This is a genomic window from Thermovenabulum sp. (assembly GCF_049723235.1).
Classification (GTDB): domain Bacteria; phylum Bacillota; class Thermosediminibacteria; order Thermosediminibacterales; family Thermosediminibacteraceae; genus Thermovenabulum.
Genome location: NZ_JBNARB010000009.1, coordinates 63,227 through 82,227, shown reverse-complemented (window position 1 = coordinate 82,227; position 19,001 = coordinate 63,227). Strand labels below are relative to the sequence as shown.

The following is a 19,001-nucleotide window of genomic DNA, read 5'->3' as shown; positions in this document are numbered from 1 at the left end:
AACTCCACAAAAAAAAGACCGCTTTTTGCGGTCTTTTTATATTCCAAGTTCGGCGATTATATCGTTTTTGGGCCTAAAGCCGATGAGCTTTTTAACAGGTGCCCCATCCTTGAAAAGTATAAGGGTGGGAATGCTCATAATACCGTATTTTGTCGGGGTATTGGGATTTTCATCCACGTTCATCTTGCAGACCTTTAATTTTCCTTCGTATTCACCGGCAATCTCGTCAATTACCGGGCCCATCATACGGCAGGGTCCGCACCATGCAGCCCAGAAATCTACAAGCACGGGTAAATCAGAGTTTAAAACCTCAGCCTGGAAATTGGCATCGGTAACATTTACGGGTTTCATTTTAGTTCCTCCTTTTAAATTTAAATTTTCTTAACTTTATTATGCCCCTTATATTTTAAAAAGTAAACAATTCTTTCCCTTTGACCATTTATTAAATTTATACTATAATTTTGTTAAAGTATTCTTAAAGGAGAATGGTTATGGAAGGTTCTTTAATACGCCAGCTTCGAAAAAACCGAAAATTATCTTTAAAAGAACTTGCGGAAAAAACAGGGCTTTCGGTATCCTATTTGAGCGAAATAGAAACGGGTAAAAAGAAGCCATCATTAGAAGTTGTTCAGAAACTTGCCGATGCTCTTAACGTATCCGTAGAAGCCTTTTTTAACAATGCGGGTGAAGTTAGCAACCCCGAAAAGCCCTTATCCATAGGAGAAAAAATTCGCCTCTTCAGGCAAAGCAAAAATCTATCCCTGGAAGAACTCGCTGAATTAGCCGGTATTTCCGCCTCCTATTTATGTCAGATTGAGAAAGGAAATGTTCTCCCCTCCCTTTCCACCCTTACCGGTCTTACGAAATTCCTCGATATAAAACCTGAAGAATTATTGAATGGCGGTAACAACATCGGTGCAAAACTTAAAAAACTCAGGACCGAAAGGGGGCTTACCCAGGTAGAGCTGGCTAAAAAAGCCGGGGTTTCTCCCGCCCTTATAGGACAGTTAGAAAACGGAAAGGTAGAACCTTCCATTAAAACCTTAGAGAAATTAGCCCAGGCCCTATCCGTAACCCCGTGTTTTTTCGTAACCGACGACGATGGAGCGGAAAATATCTTTAAGATAATGAACCCGGCATTAAAAGAGCTTTTTTTGGACCCAAAGGTAAAATCGGTTCTGGAAATGGTGGCCGACTGTACCCCTGAAGAATTGAGCTTTATCCTGCGCTTTATTGAACTTTATAAATCCCACAGGAAAATTTGATTCTTTAATAAGCGGGGGCAACGGCAAGGCCTTTAAACAGGCTGAAGCCCGAAAGATAAATCTTTAAACCCCTGCTCACATCTATAAAGGGACTTACATAAACTTTTACTCCATCTGCTTCATATACATCGTAATTGGAGGCATCGGCAGGCGAACCCGCATACACGGCAGGTATATATCTGCAGCCCGCTCATCCTCCGCCGATTTTTTCTAACTTAACGGTCACCTCGGAAAGTCCCTTTTCTTCCAGGTATTTTTTAGCCCTTTCATCTATTATTATATTTGCCATTATTTTCACCTCCTGATTTAATTTAATTATACTATTATAAATTTTCGCTGTCAATATAAAAGTTAAAAAAATAAAAATAGGGGCTATTAATAAAGTCCCCTATTTTATTATTTTTTTTCGCCCAAAAGATTATTATAATTTTCCATTATAAGGCGGATTAAATCCGCATCCTCCCTCGATAAACCTAAAACATAATTTATAACGTATTTTATCCCCTGATTTTCTATCATTTCCTTCAGCCTCAAGGCTTCTTTGTCTTCTGGATAGTCAAAGAGAAGGGCTGCAGCAATTCCTTTTGCAAGGTTTACCGGTTTTGCTCCTAAATCGGCGACTTCCTTGGCCGGCCTTACCAATCTTTCATTAATTGAAAGCTTCCTCAATGGCTCCCTTCCTACCCTTTCGACGCTGTCTTTTAACGCTTTGTTTTTAAATCTATCTAAGGTCTTTTTTATATATTCTTTTAATCCTTCAAAAGCGAATTTTTTTGAAAGGTAATAAGCCGACTCCCTCATGGCACCGGTTACGGTACTTAAGATCTCAGGATCCTGTAAGGATTCCTCGATGGTCCTGTAACCCTTTAAATAACCCAAATACGCGCAAACCGCGTGGCCGGCATTTAATATAAAAATTTTTCTTTCGATATAGGGTTCAAGGTCCTCCACCCAGGTGATGCCCTTTATTTCAAGAATTTCTCCTTTAAAACCCGGCTTTTCCACGGTCCATTCGAAATAAGGCTCAACCATTACCTTAGAATAATCCCGCTCCTGGGGCGGAACTATCCTGTCTACCGCAGCGTCAGGAAACCCTGCAATTTTTGTTATTATTTCCCGTTCCTCTTTTTGCGAATCCCTTAGTATATATTCTTTTAAATGAGAAGATGCCCTGATGAGGTTTTCGCACGCAATTACATTTACAGGCTCAAGGTTTTCTTTTTCTCTTTTAAGAAGCCCTTTTTTGATCACTCCTGAAATTACTTCCAGTACCTTTGGTCCTACGGATGTGGTAATAATATCTGCTTCAGCAATGTTTTTTATAATTTCCTCTTCCTCTTCAAAAACTACCGCTTTGACCCCCTCTACGGGGATAACCGTCTCTTTTTCACCGTACTTTTCCACCACACTATACCTGCCGTGCTTATTCAAATAATCCACGAGTTCCTTATCCACATCCACAAAGGTAACCTCAAAACCCGACTGGGAAAGCAAAAGCCCGATAAATCCCCTTCCTATGTTCCCAGCTCCAAAATGAACCGCCTTTTTCATGTCAGATCCTCCCGTTTAAAAAATCGTTAATTTCTTTCCTGGATGGATTTTGAATCAATTTCTTGACTTTTTCTTCATTTTCAAAAAGAGTGGCTATATTGGCCAGGATGTTTAAATGTTCATCTCCAAGGGCAGCTATGCCAATAACAAGATAAACTATATTATTATCTCCAAAGTCTACTCCATCGGGCACGTGAATTACCGATAAGCCGGTTTTTTTAATGTATTTTTTTGACTCTCCCACACCGTGAGGTATGGCTATGAAATTGCCTATATAGGTGGAGAGCATCTTTTCCCTTTCAAACATGGCATCTATATATTCAGGTTCCACATATCCTTCCTTTACCAGGATTTCTCCCGCCATTTTTATTGCTTCAAACTTATCCCTGACCTTTGCATCCACCACTATCATGCTTTCTTTTATTATTTCGCTGTTTTTGTCTTGAGTATTGTTTTTCTTTAAAAACCCGAATACCATTTTTACCTAAAACCTCCTATTTAAGCTTCTTTAACAGTATTTTTATAAATAGCGATTCGTTATTCCCTTTTAATGCTTTTAAAAACTCCTTATCCTCCAGTATGAGAACGCTTATCTTCGCGAAAACTTCTGCGGTTTTTTTATAACCCTCCGGCGGTAAAAGCATCAGGACAAAGTCCTGGTAATTTTCCTTTTGTCCATCCATGTTTTTTAAAAGCATTTTCTCCTTTGTTCCAAAAACCCCAAATACCGGCTCATTTACCGAACGGGATTTGGCGTGCAGGAGGTATACCCCCGTTCCAGGAACTCCGCAGCCGCTCAGCTCCATTCTCTTTTTTAAATCCTCCCTCAAAAGGTTCCCGTCTATTACCACGTCATTAAAATAGTTAATAATTTCATCCATTAACCCTTCTATATTTTTCTCTTCTAATTCCTTGATAAAAACCATTTTCTCTATCAGATTAAATATCACATCTTTTAAATCATACTCCGGGCCTTCTGGATTTTCTTTAGCATTTTCAGTTTCTGCTGAATCTTTTTCTATTTCTTTTAAGAGGGTATTTATTTTCTCCACTTCGCTTTTTGTGAGAAGGGGGGAAACGCTGATCGTTTTGACCCGGGGTAATTCAATCGGTATTGTAGATATTATAAGATCCACCCCGGAGTATTTTGCCAATGCCCTGTCCAGGTCGAGAAGGGAAACTGCATCCAGGATTTTTAAATGCGGAAGTTCTTTTTCTACCCTGCTGTATAGCATTTTAGAGCTTCCGATACCGGTGGGGCAGACGAGTATAACGCTGTATTTTTTGTCCCTTTTCATCCTCTCTACGGCAGCTCCCACATGCATTGCAATGAATCCTATTTCCGATTCGGGAAATTTAATTAAAAGCTTATTTTCCAAAGGTTCAACAGCTCTTTTACAGATTTCCATCAAACCGCTGTACTTTTCTTTGAGCTGAAAAAGTAAAGGGTTTCTTATATCCATCTTTAGCCTCAATCTTGCAATTGCGGGTTTCAGGTGCAGGGCAAGGTCTTTAACAGCCTTATCGTCTTTATGAATTTCCTTTTGAAGGATCTTACCGGCATTTATGAAAATTTCCTCCGCCATCTTCAATGCTTCGTCATCGTTGATGAAGTAGAAAATCTCGTCAAATCCTTCTTTTTCTCTGAGTTTTGCCCCCAGAAGGTGCATGGTAATATATCCGAGCTCTTCCTCGGGAATCTCGAAAATCCCCTGTTCCTTCATCCTTTCCCCAAGAGCTCTTGCTATCTGGAATTCCCTGGTAATTTCCAGGGTTGCCAGGATGTTCTTATCCATTGTAATTTTTTCGCCCTTTTTCAGCCTTGCCACGGATAAGACAATATGCACCAAAAGCCCCGCAAAAGCACTGTCCGCCAGTTTTATCTCGAATTTCTCCGTAATTTCCCTTAGAACTTCTTCTATATCATTTATCAAATCCTTCTCAATAAACTTTAAAAGCCTCAACTTTACCTCGTCTATTATATCCCCGGAATCTTCCTCCCGGGCATTTTTTCCCCCGAACCTGGATTTTAAAAGCTCGATTAACTCGGTTTCGTTAAACTGTTCGTAAATAAGATCTGCCAGTAGTGCCCTTTTATTTTTCTCTTCTCCCTCTAAAAATACTCCAAGCCCCGGTTTTCTTATTATTTTAAGCTCGTATTTCCCCAGTATCCCTTCTAACTGGTCTAAGTCGTAACTTATGGTCGCTTCCGTTACCCTGAGTTCTCTTGCAAAGGTGTATAATTTTTCTATCCCCTTTTTTTCAATAAGGTTTAAAAGCACAAGTATCTGTCTTTCTTTTGCGGGAAGCCTGTCTTCAGAAGGCGCTTTTTTAGAAAGCTCTTTTGACAGGTTTTCGATGGCGCTATCGGGTCCTCTTAGCTCCAGACCCTTTCCGGCTTTTTTTACAAGAAAAATCCCTCTATTTTTAAGTTTTTCTTCTAAGGACGGCAGATCTCTTAATATCGTCCTTCGGGATACCAAAAGTCTATCGGCGAGCTCCTGGGCGGTTTTAGGACCCTGCATCAAGAGCTCTAAGATCTTTCTTTCTCTTACTTCCAGTTCATCGGGCATAATTCATCACCGTACCAAAAAATTTAAAGTAACGGCATCTGCCGTTACTTTATTTTATTTTAGATTATTATATCACTTGGAAAGCCTTTTTACTATTTCATCGTAAACGGGATTATTTACAAAGGTTTCTATGGATATGTGCTCCGCATTGGGAGCCTTTTCCCTTGCTCTTTCGGTTAGTTCTTTATGGGAAATAACTATATCGGCATCCTGCGGAATTTCATTAATAGCCGAATGAACAACCTCTACCTTTAAACCGGCCTCCTGAATCTTTTTCCTTAAAACGGTAGCACCCATAGCAGAAGAGCCCATTCCGCCATCGCAGGCAAAAACAATTTTCTTTACGCTGGTGGTTTTCTTTACCGCATGGAAGGCTTGCTTTCCTTTCAGTTGATCCACCATATCCTGGGCTGCAATCAAATCCCCTTCTTCCTGGCCAAATCTCTTTAAGAGGGCCGAGGAAATTAGGAAGGATACGAGAGCGGACAGTGCAATACCCGAAAGAACGGGTATATATCCCCCCTTAGGTGTCATGGCAAGCTCGGCAAATATGCTTCCGGGAGATGGAGTAGCCACAAGCCCTGCGCCCATTACCACAAAGGTGAATACACCGGTTGCTCCTCCGAGAATTACCGCTAAAATCAGTATTGGGTTCATCAGAACGTAGGGGAAGTAAATCTCGTGAATACCGCCCAAAAAGTGTATAATGATAGCACCGGGAGCGGATTCCTTTGCTATGCCTTTACCCACCAGCCAGTAAGCTAAGAGCACTCCAAGGCCGGGACCGGGGTTTGTTTCCAATAGGAAGAATATGGATTTGCCCGTTTGGGCTGCCTGCTGTACTCCAAGGGGTGCAAGAATTCCGTGATTTATTGCATTATTTAAAAAGAGGATTTTACCGGGTTCTATAAATAAGGATGCAAGGGGCAGAAGTTTTGCGTTTACTATCGCCTGAACTCCTGAAGCAAGGAAGTTATTTAAGGCCTGAACCACCGGACCGATTCCGAGATATGCGAGCAGAGTAATAATCATACCTATGATACCGGCAGAAAAGTTGTTTACAAGCATTTCAAAACCCGCTGGAATTTTGTCCTGAAAAGCTTCATCAAACTTTTTAATTACATATCCCCCGAGCGGTCCCATAATCATGGCACCCAGAAACATCGGAACGTCAGCACCCACAACTACGCCCATCGTCGCCACGGCACCCACTACTCCGCCGCGAACACCGTGAACCATCTTGCCGCCGGTGTAGCCAATTAAAATGGGGAGCAGGTAAACAATCATTGGGCCAACGAGTTTTGCCAGTTTTTCATTGGGTAACCACCCGGTAGGAATGAAAAAGGCCGTTATGAGACCCCAGGCTATAAAAGCCCCGATGTTAGGCATGACCATCCCGCTTAAAAATCGCCCAAAGCTTTGAATTTTTGTCCTCATGGCCTACCTCCTTTAATTTTTGTCACCATTAATTGGTGACATTGTTTAATTAATACTTGACTTTCTCCGATTTTATGATATACCTTCGAACGTTGATTTTCAAGGAAAACATATTTACCGGGTAACGTATGTTCTGGTGACATTATTTAATAATTTTAAACCAAAAGTTTTGTCTTAATAGGGTAAAATATTGTAATATTTCATATTTGTCTTTACTTTTGTGTAGTATTTTGTGGTATTTTATTGTTTTTAGTGGGTTGCATTGTATAATATTTTATTGAGAAATTGTGTTTTTTGAAGCAAGGTGATCGAGTTTTTAAAAGTTTTATCCTTAAATTAAATTTTTTATTTAAACCTAAAAAATAAAAAAAGAAAGAGGAGGGTGTTTGCGTGAAGAAGCTCAGTTTAACCACCAAAATTTTTATAGGACTTATAGTTGGTATAATAGTGGGACTCTTCTTCCAATCAGCACCCGACGCAGCAAAAACCTATATCAAGCCTTTCGGCGACCTATTCCTTAACCTCATTAAGATGATCATCATCCCGCTGGTTCTTTCATCCTTAGTTGTAGGAGCAGCAAGCACAGGTGATGTAAGAAGGCTTGGAAGGATTGGAGTAAAAACTTTGACCTACTACCTTTTGACTACGGCCTTTGCCGTAACCCTTGGTCTAATCCTTGGAAACATTATCGATCCGGGCTTCGGTCTTACTCTTCCTTCTAACGCAAAGGTAGAGGTAAATAAGGCTCCATCGGTGGTAGAAACCCTTTTAAACATCATTCCGACAAACCCGGTAAAAGCTATGGTGGATGCTAACATGCTTCAAATCATCGCTTTTGCCCTGTTCCTGGGAATAGGAATCACCATCGCCCGGGAAAAGGGAAAGCCGGTGCTCAGCTTTTTTGAGAGCCTCGCAGAAGTGAGTTATAAAATAGTCGGGATCATAATGGAATATGCTCCCATCGGTGTATTCGCCCTTATCGTGCCTGTTGTAGCCGCCAACGGTCCCAAAGTGCTCCTACCCCTTTTAAAGGTTATAATAGCTGTTTATCTCGGAGTTGCTCTCCATGCAGGCATAGTCTACTCCACCCTTGTGAGAATATTCGGCAAAATGAGTCCGGCAAAATTTTTCAAAGGGGCGGCCCCTGCTATGCTGGTAGCCTTTACCACCTGCAGCAGCTCCGCTACCCTTCCCGTAAGCATGGATGTCACCGAGAAAAATCTTGGGGTTTCAAAATCCGTATCCAGCTTCGTCCTGCCCTTAGGAGCCACCATCAACATGGACGGAACGGCATTGTACCAGGGAGTCTGCGCACTTTTCGTCGCCCAGATTTTCGGAATAAACCTCACCCTATCCCAGCAGCTTACCATTATTCTTACCGCCACCCTTGCATCCATAGGAACTGCCGGCGTTCCCGGTGCAGGCCTTATCATGCTATCCATGGTGCTGCAGTCGGTAGGTCTCCCCTTAGAAGGTATTGCATTGATTGCCGGTATTGACAGGATCTTAGACATGCCAAGGACCTGCATCAATGTAACCGGTGATATTGCCGGCTCCGTGGTGGTTGCGGCTACCGAAGGAGAACTTAACCCGGACGTGGCTAAAGAATTATAATAAAATTTAACGAAAAAGCTGGCCGAAGTTTTCCGGCCAGCTTAATTTTTTAATATATGCGGGAATCCTTAATTTCATTTTGCAGTGCCTTAACCGTGGCTTTCAGTTCTTCAATTTCCTTTTTCAGATCCACCTCTTCTTTTTCAGGAGCCTCATCGCCACAAATTTTATCCATGACATCTTCCTTTTTTTCATTAAAGTTTTTTTTTAGCATGTTCTTGCCTTTCTCTGCCAGCATTTTTGCCTCATCCATTCTTTTAGAAACCATGGGTTCTACCTTTTTTTTCATTTTATCCGGCATAATCATGTAGGCAAGAGCAGCAAGACCCATCCCGTAAAACAATTTTTTTATAACAGACACGGGCATCCCTCCTCTAAAATTCAGGATGCCCTGTTTAATTAATAAAATTCCCGGTAATTTATGTAAATTTTTTTTATAATTTAATGCCATTGTAAACATTCATCGCATTTTCTATGCCTTTTTCTACCACGCATAAAGCGGCTTTGGCCGCAAGCTGTATAATTTCTCTCGCTTTATCCCTTTCGTCTTCCTGAAAAGTGCCCAGAACGTGACTTATTGTATCCTGACCGGGTTTTGGTTTTCCTATTCCCACCCGTATCCTCGTAAATTCTTCAGAATTCAGCTGGTATATTATGGATTCTATCCCTTTGTGTCCTCCGCTGCTGCCCCCTTTTTTTATCCTAATTCTGCCGAGGGGCAGGTCCATATCATCGTATACAACTATTAAGCTGGAAAGAGGCAGTTTGTAAAAACTTACTGCCTCTTTAACGCTTTCACCCGACAGGTTCATGTATGTCATGGGTTTTAAAAGTATTAATTTCTCTTCTTTGTAATAAACATCGCTGTAAATGGCTTTGAACTTAATTTTGTTTATTACTGTCCCCAGCTCTTCGGCTATAAGGTCCAGCACCATAAAGCCAATGTTGTGCCTCGTTTTTTCGTATTGTTTTCCCGGATTACCCAGGCCTGCAATTAAATACATCTTTTTACTCCTCTTGTTTCTTTTCTTTACCCTTTGCTATCACTTCAGGTTCGCCTTCAGCGGCTCCAGCTCCTTCCTCTTCCTCAACGGCGGGTGCGAGAACCGCTACCACAATTTCTTCGGGGTCGTCGAGCACGGTTATTTTGTCGGAAAGGATTATTTCCTTTACGGTAAGAACATCGCCTATCTTCAAATGGGAAATATCCACTTCGATATGTTCGGGTATATCCTGCGGTAGAGCCTCTATGGTAAGTTCATCCAGCTGGTGCTGTAAAACTCCGCCCATTTTTACTCCTTCCGGCTCGCCTTTTAATAGGATGGGCACGTCCACCTCTACCTTATCGGTCATGGAAACTTTATAAAAGTCTATGTGATTTATTACATTGTTTAGAAGATCCCTTTGAATTTCTTTAATAATTACGGTGTGTTTTTCGTTTCCAAGGATAAGGTCCATAAGGACGCTTTCCCCGTGCCCCTTAATGGCTTTTAAAAACTCCATTTCGTCCACTGCCAGGTATTTATTTTCTATGTTTTTACCATATAAAACCGCAGGAATTTTTCTTTCCCTTCTTAAAGCCCTGAGCGTACCCTTACTATCCAGTTTCCTCTCCGCAACCTTCAGGGTAACCTGTGCCATATAAATCCCCCTTTCAAAATTGTGGAATATTATGGCTTCTATGCATATATAATAGTATATCCCCTTTTTAACAAATAATCAATATTTGAATGTTTTCAAAAATCAATTAATCAAACAACGTGCTCACCGAAAGATGTTGATGAATTCTGTTTATCGCTTCGGCAAAAAGGGGAGCTACCGAAAGTACCTTAATTTTTTCTATTTTCTTTTCCTCATCCAAAGCTATCGTGTTGGTTACTACAACTTCTTTTATCATTGACTTTCTCAGTCTTTCAATTGCAGGGCCGGAAAGCACCGGGTGAGTGCAGCAGGCATAAACCTCTTTTGCTCCTCTTTCCAGTAAGGCTTCAGCGCCCAGAGTGATGGTGCCTGCGGTATCTATTATATCATCAATAATAATTACTGTTTTCCCTTTGACATTTCCGATAATGTTCATAACTTCAGCCACATTGGGCTCCGGTCTCCTTTTATCAATAATGGCTATTGAAGCATTTAACCTGTTTGCCAGCTCCCTTGCCCTGGTTACTCCTCCTAAGTCCGGTGAGACAACCACCAGATCCTCAATCTCCTTTTTTCTGAAATAATCCGCAAGGATCGGCACTGCCAGCAGATGATCCACCGGGAAGTTGAAAAATCCCTGTATCTGCCCTGCGTGTAGGTCCATGGTCAAAACCCTGTGGGCTCCGGCAGTGGAAATGATATCGGCAATCAGTTTTGCCGTAATGGGGTCCCTGGCGCGGATCTTTCTGTCCTGTCTTGCGTAACCGTAATAGGGTATAACCGCCGTTATTCTCCAGGCCGACGCTCTTTTTAAAGCATCAAGCATTATCAGAAGTTCCATTATGTGGTCGTTGGCAGGATAGGAAAGAGGCTGAACAACAAACACATCGGCGCCCCTTACGCTTTCGTTTATCTTCACCTGAATTTCGCCATCGCTGAAGGTATTGACAACCGCATCGCCCACATTTACTCCCAGTATCTGGGCTATTTCCTTCGCTAAATCCGGGTTGGCATTCCCTGTAAAAATTTTAAGCTTGTTCTCCGCCATTTGTTTTTCCTCCTTCAAAAATCTTCTTTCTTTTTTCTACCCACCCCGGCTTATTTTCCTGCTTAGCTCTGGCAATTGCTAAGGCTTTGCCGGGCACATCCTTGGTGAGGGTAGAACCCGCCGCCACATAAGCGCCTTCTTCTATTTTTAAGGGGGCAATAAGATTGGAGTTGCACCCTATGAAAGCATTATCCTGAACCACCGTCTTATGTTTTTTGTATCCATCGTAATTGACAAAAATTACCCCGGCGCCAATATTCACTCCTGCTCCTATTTCCGCATCCCCCACATAAGAAAGGTGGGGAATTTTTGTTCCCTCTCCTACGGTGCTGTTTTTTACTTCAACAAAATCCCCAATTTTTACGTGGGAAGAGAGTCTGGTGCCCGGCCTCAGGTTGGCAAATGGCCCTATTTTTACTCCGTCTCCTATTTCGCTTTCTACCACAAAGCTGGATAATATTTCCACATTGTTGCCTATTTTTGAATCCCTTATTACGCTGTTCCCCAGGATTAAGCAGCTTTCTCCTATTTGGGTTTTGCCTTCAATAACCGCACCGGGATAGATCACCGTATCCCTTCCTATTTTCACCCCTGCATCCACGACACAGCTTTCCGGATTGATAAAGGTAACTCCATCCTTCATCAAATTTTCCACTATTTCTTTTTGCATTATTGCCCGGGCTTTTGCAAGCTGCACCCGGTCGTTTATCCCGTGAACCTCATCAGGGTTTTCTATTTTAAAGGCCAGCACTTTTTCTCCCTCATTGTTAAATATCTCCACCACATCGGTAAGGTAATATTCTCCCTGGCGATTTTCGTTTTTCACATTCTTCAAGGCTGAAAAAACCTTTTGAGTTTCAAAACAGTATATTCCCGAATTTATCTCTTTTATTAGTTTTTCCTCTTTTTTTGCATCCTTTTCTTCCCTTATGGCTACTACCCTGCCCTCTTTTTTTATTATCCTTCCATATCCATAAGGGTTATCAAACTCGCACGTCAAAACCGTAGCTGCAGGCTGATTTTCTATATGAAAATTGAAGAGATTTTTCAAGGTTTCAGGTTTTATAAGGGGCATATCGCCGTATAAAACCATTATATATTTGCTGCCCTTTACTTCTTCCTCTGCCTGCATTAAAGCGTGTCCCGTACCCTTTTGTTCCGGTTGTAGAACGAACTTTACATTTTCGTTTTCAAAGGCTTTCTTTACCTCTTCAGCTCCTCTCCCCACTACGACCACTATTTCATCCGCTCCGGCCCCTCTTGCGCAGTTAATAACATAATGAAGCATGGGATAACCGCATATTTTATGTAAAACCTTCGGGGTATTCGATTTCATCCTGGTCCCTTCACCCGCAGCCAGGATAACCGCAGAAAATTCACCCATACACTACCCTCCTGAAAAAATATTACCTTTTATAATATATCATAAAGAGCCTTTTTAAGAAATCTAAGTCAAAAAAAAAACATAGGGACAGATTTGCCCTATATTTTTAAATTTTCTATCTTCAATTTAACTAATTGCAGCCTGATAGGATTTCAGGACAGCCTCCTGGATTTTAGCCCTCATGGAAGAATTCAAAGGATGAGCAATATCCTTGAACTGTCCATCGGCGGTCTTGCGGCTGGGCATTGCTATAAAAAGCCCGCTGTCCCCCTCGATAACCCTGATATCATGTACCACAAATTCATTGTCAAATGTCACTGACACAATGGCTTTCATCTTTCCTTCTTCCTGGATTTTTCTAATTCTTACATCGGTAATTTCCAAAAACCGCACCTCCAAAAATATTTTCCTTTAAGTTGTATTTCTATATAAATGGACAAAGTCCTTCTGATTTTTAATAATTTTTAATAGATTTTTTAAAAAATTCCCGGGCGAATTCTGATTATTCCTCCCAGGGTTTCCACCTTTTCCAGCACAAGAAGTGAAGTGTAATTTTTAACAAGTTTTTCCTTGGGCTCTTCGGTGGAAATAAAAACAGCTATACCTGCGGTTTCGGCATTAAATTCCCGGACAAGCTCCGTCATTCCCCTTGCGGTACCCCCGCCTTTCATAAAATCGTCCACAATTAAAACCCTTGCTTTTTCCGATAAAGCCCTTTTGGGGAGGGCCATGTTTTGAATTCTTCCGCTGGAGCCGGATACGTAGCTGATATTTACCGACGGGCCTTCAGTCACCTTTATATCCCTTCTTGCCACCACCAGAGGCACATTTAAAGCCCTTGCGGTCATTAAAGCCAGCGGGATCCCTTTAGTTTCCACTGTAAGCACGCATGTAGGCTCTTTTTCTAAAAATTTCTCGGCTATTACCTCTCCTATGCGGTAGGAGTATTCGGGAGAAAATATTATATCCGTGAGATATATATAGTCCCCCGGAATCAACCGGCTTTTATCGCTTATAAGTTCGCAGAGTTCTTCTAAAAGAGACTGTATTTTATCCTTAGAGTTTTTTACCCGGTATCGTACTCCCCCTGCCGCTCCGGGAAGGGTCTCCAAAACCCCCTCCATGGAAGAAGAAAGGGAAGTCTTAATAATGTTTAAATCCTCGCTTATCGAAGATTTTGCGGCATTATACCTTTCTGCAAAAAATTTAAGAGGAATTATTTTATTGGGGTTTTCCGTAAGATGTTTCGTAATTAAAACCAATCTCTGACTTCTCCTCATAATCCGCCCCCTCTTGCGAGCACCTTTTCTGCAATTTCTAAGTCGCTAATTTTGTCCACATCCGTTCCGATTTCCGGGTATTCGCTTATTATAGCTTTTGCCCTCACGCCAAAAAGCTCATATACCCTTTTTTCCAGGTCCTGTATTCTCAGAGTGCCGAGCAAGAACTTAATTAGAAAAACGGGGCCGAAAATCATAGAAAGCTTCAAAGGATTTTTCCTGTACTTAAAAAACCCTTCCACCTTATCGATAGCCCTTTTAATGGCGTTTAACTTTACCAGAACCACATTCCCACCGGTAAAAGACCCCTCATACACCTTTACGTAGGTTCTTTTTACCCCGGGGAATTTTTTGTCGTTGACCTCCTTTTTCACGATGGGATAGCAAAACTCCGCACCCGTATCCTTAGCCCGCACTATAAAGTCCTCCAGGGCCTCTTTTGTAATCATCGGGATGTCGGAGGTAAGGATAAGAATTTCTTCTTCCTCCGAAAAAACAGATAATCCCTTTTTAACATTCTCAAAAAGGGAACCTTCTTCCTTTATTACATTAAAATCTCCTTTCGATATTTCCTTCAATTTTTCAGGTCCTATTGCAAAAATTTCATCAATCGTTTTAATTTCCTTAAGCACGTCTACAATATATAATATCATTTCCTTTCCGGCTATCTTAATAAACGCCTTGTTATCTCCTTTATCCTTTAAACTATCCTCCGCGGTCCCCCCGGCAAGGATAAGAGCTTTCATTAATTATCATCTCCAATATCCATTTGTTTTCTTAAAATATCCATAACATTATTTTCCACTTTTTCTATATGCTCCTCGGCAAGTTTTTTTGCCTTTTCCACATTCCTCTCGGTAATTGCTTCCACTATTTTTTTGTGTTCTTCCATCAATTTCTTCAATCTACCCGGATTTTCAAAGGATTGTATCCTGAACCTGTCAATCTGCTCCTTTAAATTGTTTATTATTTGCACCAGTCGGTCATTTCTGCTGGCTTTAAAAAGGATATTGTGAAATTCCGCATCCTTCTGGATTATAAGGTTTATATCATTTTTTTCCGCGGCATCGTTAATTTCAAGGAGCACCCTTTCCAAAGATTCTATCTCTTCATCGGTAATTCTTTCGGCAGCTAAGGCTGCAGCAAGTCCTTCCAAACTCTGCCTTACCTCAAAAACGTCGGCGGCGTCCTTCATAGAAAGCCCCGCCACGTAGGCCCCCTTTCTCGGCACCATCACCACAAGCCCTTCAAGTTCCAGTTTCCTTATAGCTTCTCTTACAGGAGTTCGGGATACCCCCATCTCTTCCGCTAACTGAACCTCCATCAACCTCTCGCCGGGCTTTAATTCGCCGGAAATTATAGCCTCTCTTAATGCCTGAAATACAATTTCCCTCAGCGGTTTATAATTGTCCAATCTTATTGTCTTAAATCTGCCTGCCAAAATTTCCCCTCCCCGAATTAATTTACTTCTGTAATTATCACAGTATTTTTGTAGCCATTAAACTTTTCAGCAGCCTTTTGAGCATCCTTAAGGCTTTCAAAAATGCCGTATATCGTGGGTCCGCTCCCCGACATCAGGCTGCCCAGAGCTCCCCTTTCCTTCATCGCCTCTTTAATCCCAAAAAGTTCCGGATGCATTTTAAAGGTAACCTCTTCTAAAACATTGCAGAGGCCTTCTGCAATCCCCCGGACATCCGCTCTTTTTATTTTATCTATAATACCGATGGTGTCAGGCCTTTTTATTATATTTCCTACATTCAGTCTACTGTATACTTCTTTTGTGGAAACAAAATAAGGGGGTTTAACCAGTAAAACAACTATGTCCTTTAAACCGGGCAAAGGCTCCAGTTTTTCTCCTATGCCCCTGGCTACGGCCGTTCCCCCCATTATCGAAAAAGGAACGTCAGCTCCAATTATTTTACCCAGCTTTATCAACTGCCCCAAATCTTTTTTTAAATCAAAAATCTCATTAATGCCCATCAATACGGCAGCCGCATCGGCACTCCCACCCGCAAGTCCGGCTGCTACAGGAATATTTTTCTTGATCTCTATTTCTAATCCAGCATCCAGATTAAATTTATCCATCATCAATTTTGCCGCTTTATAAGCTGTATTTTCTTCATTCAAAGGTACTCCGGGGGCTTCGCAGAGAATTCTTATCTCTTTTTTAGGAAGTAACCTCATACTGACCCTGTCACTTAAAGAAATCGTCTGCATTATCATCTCCACTTCATGGTAACCATCCTGCCTTTTGTAAAGAACATCCAATGTCAGGTTGATTTTTGCTTTTACATCAATCTCAAATATGTGCAAAATTATCCCCGCCTTTTCGTCCCTAAATATATATTTCACATTTTATTTAAAAATCCTTCAAAAACAAATAATTTAACGAAATTATTTATATATACGTTTTTATTATAATATAAAAATAAAAAGCCCGCTTTCAATTGCGGGCTGAAATTTTACCTTGGAATTATTAGCTGCTGGCCGGGCATTATCATATTCGGGTTTTCAAGATTGTTTGCCTTCACTATGGAGTCTACCGTCACATTGTAGCGTTTTGCTATCTTCCAGAGGGTATCACCTTTTTGAACTATATAAATGGTAAGGGATGGCTTCTCTGGCGGCATTTCCCCTGGTTTTTCCGGCTTTTCAGGTTTTTCGGGCTTTTCTTCCTCTTCCGGTTCGATTACTTCGGTAACCACTTCAATTTCTATTGTTTCCGTCACTTTTGCAAATAATTTTATAATTGCCCTTACTTCCATCTTTCTGGGCGAAGACGGATCAAAGCTTGCAGTAATGTGTTCTACTATCAAATCGAAGTCCAGCATCATATTCTCTTCGGCACCGGGAATCTCTACGAAGGTGGTGAAGGGTATTTCATGTTCCATGAAATGCACCGGCTGCTGGGGCTGGCCTTCAGGAACCCTGGCCACATACAATGTCTCTACCAGCAATGTTCCTTCAACTATCACCTTGCTGTCGATGATCCTTGCATTGTCAATTCGGGCAGTAGCATTTGTAGAATAAATTTCCAGTATGTCGGGTTTGGGATCGGGCACATTGACGGTTTCTTTTACGATTATCTGGTTTTCGTTTTCACCCACCACCTGATCTACTTTGAGTTCTATCTTTTTAACCTCTAATTTTTCTGAGGGGCTGAAGAGGTCTGTAATTACATCCAGTACCTTTGTCTCGTATACTCTGACCATTACCTTTATTACCGCTTCCACGGAAACGGTTCTATCGTCCTTCTTCCGTCCTCTTATGTGTTCTACTTCTACCCTGACTATTCTGGTCATGGATTCCTTGGCTCCGGGTATCTCTACAAAGGTGGTGAAAGGTATCTGGCCTTCCAGGAAATGCACCGGCTGCTGGGGCTGGTTTTCAGGAACCCTGGCTACGTAAAGGACTCCTACATCCAGGACTCCCTCCACGATTATTTTACCGTCCAGAACCTTTACCTGGGTGGTCCTGGCCGTGCCCTGGACCTTAATTATCTCCAGGATATCGGGTTTTACGTTGGGAACGGCAATATCTCCCTTGGCAATGCTCTGGGAAGAAGCGTCTCCTACTATGTGATCCAATTTCACCGTTTCCTTTAATACCTGCAGGTCTGCGGGTCCGGTAGCATCTACAGCGACTTCCACCTCAACCCTTTGCAGCACTTTTACCAGGAATTGGATTACAAAGCTTGCGGATATCTCCCGGGGCCTCTGCGGGTCGAAGGAAAACTTACTGTATTCTATTTTGGGCATGACCTTTACCGCCATGTTCTTTTTAGCGCCCGGCACCTTGGCAAAGAAGCTAAAAGATATTCTGCCTTCCACCGCATGAACCGGCTGGGAAGCAATGTTGGCGACGTACATGGCATCCACTTCTAATTCGCCTTCTACCATTATTTTCCCGTCCAGTATGCTAATCTTCAACGAATCTAAATCTACTTCGGCCTTTACTGAAATTACACGGCTGATATCTGGTTTTCCTGCTGGCAGGTTTATTATGCCCTCTACTACTGCCTGGGCTTTGTCTTCTCCTACTACCTGGTCTACCCTGACTATTTCCTTTGTTAAAACGACTCCCATACTATTCCTCCCTTCAATAAAATACTCCCTTTACTTTTATTAATATATGTCACTATTCGTAAATATGTTACAATTTTAATTCTTCTTCGATTTCAGGTATCTTGGCCTCATTCTTTACATTATTTTTTATGGTCCCTTCATCCTTTACATCCCCCTCATTACCTTTTCCAGGGGATAATCTTTTCTCCAAATCCTCATAAATGTTTTCTTTAAAAAATCTTAAAAGATACAAGTAAAATAATATTACCGCAATACCCATTAGAATTATAAAGGCCATTATGCTTTCCATCATGATCCTTCCCCCTTTTAAAGGGTGGTGAAGTTATAATACTAATATATTATTTTGTTAAAATAAAGGTTCAAAAAAAAATAAAAGCAGGCTATTGCCTGCTTTTATCCACATTATCCACAGAGTTATTCACATCTAATGCACATTTCCACAGAGTTTTCCCTAATTAGTCCCTAGGAAGGTCTGGGTAAACATTTTGCCATAAGGACCCCCGTCAACGATTCCAATGCCGATTTTATTGAAGTTAGGATTTAAAATGTTTGCCCTGTGGCCGGGACTGTTCATTAAAGCCTGATGAGCTTTTTCCACCGTTGGTGCCCCAGCGATGTTTTCTCCCGCATACCTGTAGGATATTCCTGCATTTTTTAATGCATCAAAGGGAGACCCGTAGGTAGGGGAAATATGCCCAAAGTAATTTTTTTCAATCATATCCTTGCTCTTTTTCCTGGAAATATCCACAAGCCTCATATCTATTTCTAAAGGCTTTAGTCCCGCCTTAATCCTCTCATTGTTCACCAGGTCAAGCATTAGCTTTTCATCCTTTGTCAAACCCTGAACGACTGAAGTACTCTGGGATTGCCCGGTATTTGATGAGCCACCGCTATTTGTAGAAGATGGGGCCTTTGTTTCAATGCTTTTTAAAAGGGTATTCAGGTAGGTAATGCCGTTATATTTTATGTAAAAAACGTACTTTACCCCCGGCAACAATTTTCCCACATTAAAACTTATGTTTATGCTGGTTGCCGCAAAAGCCGTGGAGGATATAAAAAGAGAGAACACCAGTAGTAACCCAATTACCTTATTTTTCATGTTTTTCATACCTCTACCTCCTTG

21 protein-coding genes are annotated in these 19,001 nt (G+C 41.5%); 2 read left to right on the top strand and 19 right to left on the bottom strand.

The annotated features are described in order from the left end of the window. Positions 1-36: 36 nt before the first annotated feature. Complete coding sequence (trxA, locus tag ACPLOV_RS06430) at positions 37-351, bottom strand: thioredoxin (RefSeq protein WP_068747755.1); 315 nt, start codon at positions 349-351, stop codon at positions 37-39. Between the two features lie 140 nt (positions 352-491). Between trxA and ACPLOV_RS06425 the strand changes: the two genes are divergently transcribed. Further along, positions 492-1,265, top strand: coding sequence for a helix-turn-helix domain-containing protein (locus ACPLOV_RS06425; protein ID WP_424910842.1), 774 nt, complete (start codon positions 492-494; stop codon positions 1,263-1,265). Between the two features lie 4 nt (positions 1,266-1,269). Here the strand turns inward: ACPLOV_RS06425 and ACPLOV_RS06420 are convergent, their stop codons facing one another. The 5 genes from ACPLOV_RS06420 to ACPLOV_RS06400 all read right to left on the bottom strand — a co-directional run bounded on the left by ACPLOV_RS06420 (position 1,270) and on the right by ACPLOV_RS06400 (position 6,826). Then, positions 1,270-1,554, bottom strand: a complete 285-nt coding sequence (locus ACPLOV_RS06420) for a CC/Se motif family (seleno)protein (RefSeq protein WP_424908880.1) — start codon at positions 1,552-1,554, stop codon at positions 1,270-1,272. Between the two features lie 107 nt (positions 1,555-1,661). Continuing rightward, positions 1,662-2,816 carry a mannitol-1-phosphate 5-dehydrogenase gene (locus ACPLOV_RS06415; protein ID WP_424908881.1) on the bottom strand — a complete coding sequence of 385 codons (1,155 nt, stop codon included), beginning with the start codon at positions 2,814-2,816 and terminating at the stop codon, positions 1,662-1,664. 1 nt (position 2,817) lies between these two features. Continuing rightward, positions 2,818-3,294, bottom strand: a complete 477-nt coding sequence (locus tag ACPLOV_RS06410) for a PTS sugar transporter subunit IIA (RefSeq protein WP_424910841.1) — start codon at positions 3,292-3,294, stop codon at positions 2,818-2,820. A gap of 16 nt (positions 3,295-3,310) precedes the next feature. Further along, positions 3,311-5,389, bottom strand: a complete 2,079-nt coding sequence (locus tag ACPLOV_RS06405; RefSeq protein WP_424910840.1) for a BglG family transcription antiterminator — start codon at positions 5,387-5,389, stop codon at positions 3,311-3,313. Positions 5,390-5,461: 72 nt separating this feature from the next. After that, positions 5,462-6,826: a PTS mannitol transporter subunit IICB gene (locus ACPLOV_RS06400; protein WP_424909596.1), complete on the bottom strand. Its 1,365-nt coding sequence runs from the start codon at positions 6,824-6,826 to the stop codon at positions 5,462-5,464. A gap of 390 nt (positions 6,827-7,216) precedes the next feature. Here ACPLOV_RS06400 and ACPLOV_RS06395 point away from each other — a divergent pair, with 390 nt between their 5' ends. Continuing rightward, complete coding sequence (locus ACPLOV_RS06395) at positions 7,217-8,440, top strand: dicarboxylate/amino acid:cation symporter (protein ID WP_424909597.1); 1,224 nt, start codon at positions 7,217-7,219, stop codon at positions 8,438-8,440. A 49-nt stretch (positions 8,441-8,489) separates the two neighbouring features. On the opposite strand, the gene ACPLOV_RS06390 is transcribed toward ACPLOV_RS06395, so the two are convergent. From ACPLOV_RS06390 to ACPLOV_RS06330, 13 genes are all read right to left on the bottom strand, one after another. Further along, positions 8,490-8,801 carry a hypothetical protein gene (locus tag ACPLOV_RS06390; protein WP_424909598.1) on the bottom strand — a complete coding sequence of 104 codons (312 nt, stop codon included), beginning with the start codon at positions 8,799-8,801 and terminating at the stop codon, positions 8,490-8,492. A gap of 73 nt (positions 8,802-8,874) precedes the next feature. After that, positions 8,875-9,444 carry an aminoacyl-tRNA hydrolase gene (gene pth / locus ACPLOV_RS06385; RefSeq protein WP_424909599.1) on the bottom strand — a complete coding sequence of 190 codons (570 nt, stop codon included), beginning with the start codon at positions 9,442-9,444 and terminating at the stop codon, positions 8,875-8,877. A 4-nt stretch (positions 9,445-9,448) separates the two neighbouring features. Continuing rightward, the gene (locus ACPLOV_RS06380; RefSeq protein WP_424909600.1) at positions 9,449-10,081 is read right to left on the bottom strand and encodes a 50S ribosomal protein L25/general stress protein Ctc; all 633 of its coding nucleotides are present in this window, start codon (positions 10,079-10,081) and stop codon (positions 9,449-9,451) included. 106 nt (positions 10,082-10,187) lie between these two features. Further along, positions 10,188-11,129 (bottom strand): ribose-phosphate diphosphokinase, encoded by a 942-nt coding sequence (locus ACPLOV_RS06375; RefSeq protein ID WP_424909601.1) that lies wholly within the window; start codon positions 11,127-11,129, stop codon positions 10,188-10,190. Next, a complete protein-coding gene (gene glmU, locus ACPLOV_RS06370) occupies positions 11,110-12,513 on the bottom strand; it encodes a bifunctional UDP-N-acetylglucosamine diphosphorylase/glucosamine-1-phosphate N-acetyltransferase GlmU (RefSeq protein WP_424910839.1) in 1,404 nt (467 codons plus the stop codon). The genes ACPLOV_RS06375 and glmU overlap by 20 nt, the downstream gene beginning before the upstream one ends. A 126-nt stretch (positions 12,514-12,639) precedes the next feature. Continuing rightward, the gene (gene spoVG, locus ACPLOV_RS06365) at positions 12,640-12,897 is read right to left on the bottom strand and encodes a septation regulator SpoVG (RefSeq protein WP_424909603.1); all 258 of its coding nucleotides are present in this window, start codon (positions 12,895-12,897) and stop codon (positions 12,640-12,642) included. Positions 12,898-12,989: 92 nt separating this feature from the next. After that, the gene (gene purR, locus ACPLOV_RS06360; RefSeq protein ID WP_424910838.1) at positions 12,990-13,793 is read right to left on the bottom strand and encodes a pur operon repressor; all 804 of its coding nucleotides are present in this window, start codon (positions 13,791-13,793) and stop codon (positions 12,990-12,992) included. Beyond that, complete coding sequence (locus ACPLOV_RS06355; protein WP_424910018.1) at positions 13,790-14,539, bottom strand: NTP transferase domain-containing protein; 750 nt, start codon at positions 14,537-14,539, stop codon at positions 13,790-13,792. Before ACPLOV_RS06355 ends, purR begins: the two co-directional genes overlap by 4 nt. Continuing rightward, positions 14,539-15,234, bottom strand: coding sequence for a GntR family transcriptional regulator (locus tag ACPLOV_RS06350; protein WP_424910017.1), 696 nt, complete (start codon positions 15,232-15,234; stop codon positions 14,539-14,541). The genes ACPLOV_RS06355 and ACPLOV_RS06350 overlap by 1 nt, the downstream gene beginning before the upstream one ends. 17 nt (positions 15,235-15,251) lie before the next feature. After that, positions 15,252-16,106 carry a 4-(cytidine 5'-diphospho)-2-C-methyl-D-erythritol kinase gene (gene ispE, locus ACPLOV_RS06345; protein WP_424910016.1) on the bottom strand — a complete coding sequence of 285 codons (855 nt, stop codon included), beginning with the start codon at positions 16,104-16,106 and terminating at the stop codon, positions 15,252-15,254. Positions 16,107-16,255: 149 nt separating this feature from the next. Beyond that, positions 16,256-17,878, bottom strand: coding sequence for a DUF3794 and LysM peptidoglycan-binding domain-containing protein (locus ACPLOV_RS06340; protein ID WP_424910837.1), 1,623 nt, complete (start codon positions 17,876-17,878; stop codon positions 16,256-16,258). A gap of 67 nt (positions 17,879-17,945) precedes the next feature. Further along, positions 17,946-18,170, bottom strand: coding sequence for a hypothetical protein (locus tag ACPLOV_RS06335; RefSeq protein ID WP_424910079.1), 225 nt, complete (start codon positions 18,168-18,170; stop codon positions 17,946-17,948). 159 nt (positions 18,171-18,329) lie between these two features. Next, entirely contained in the window at positions 18,330-18,986 is a 657-nt protein-coding gene (locus ACPLOV_RS06330) for a CAP domain-containing protein (RefSeq protein WP_424910836.1), read from the bottom strand. Positions 18,987-19,001 lie beyond the last annotated feature (15 nt).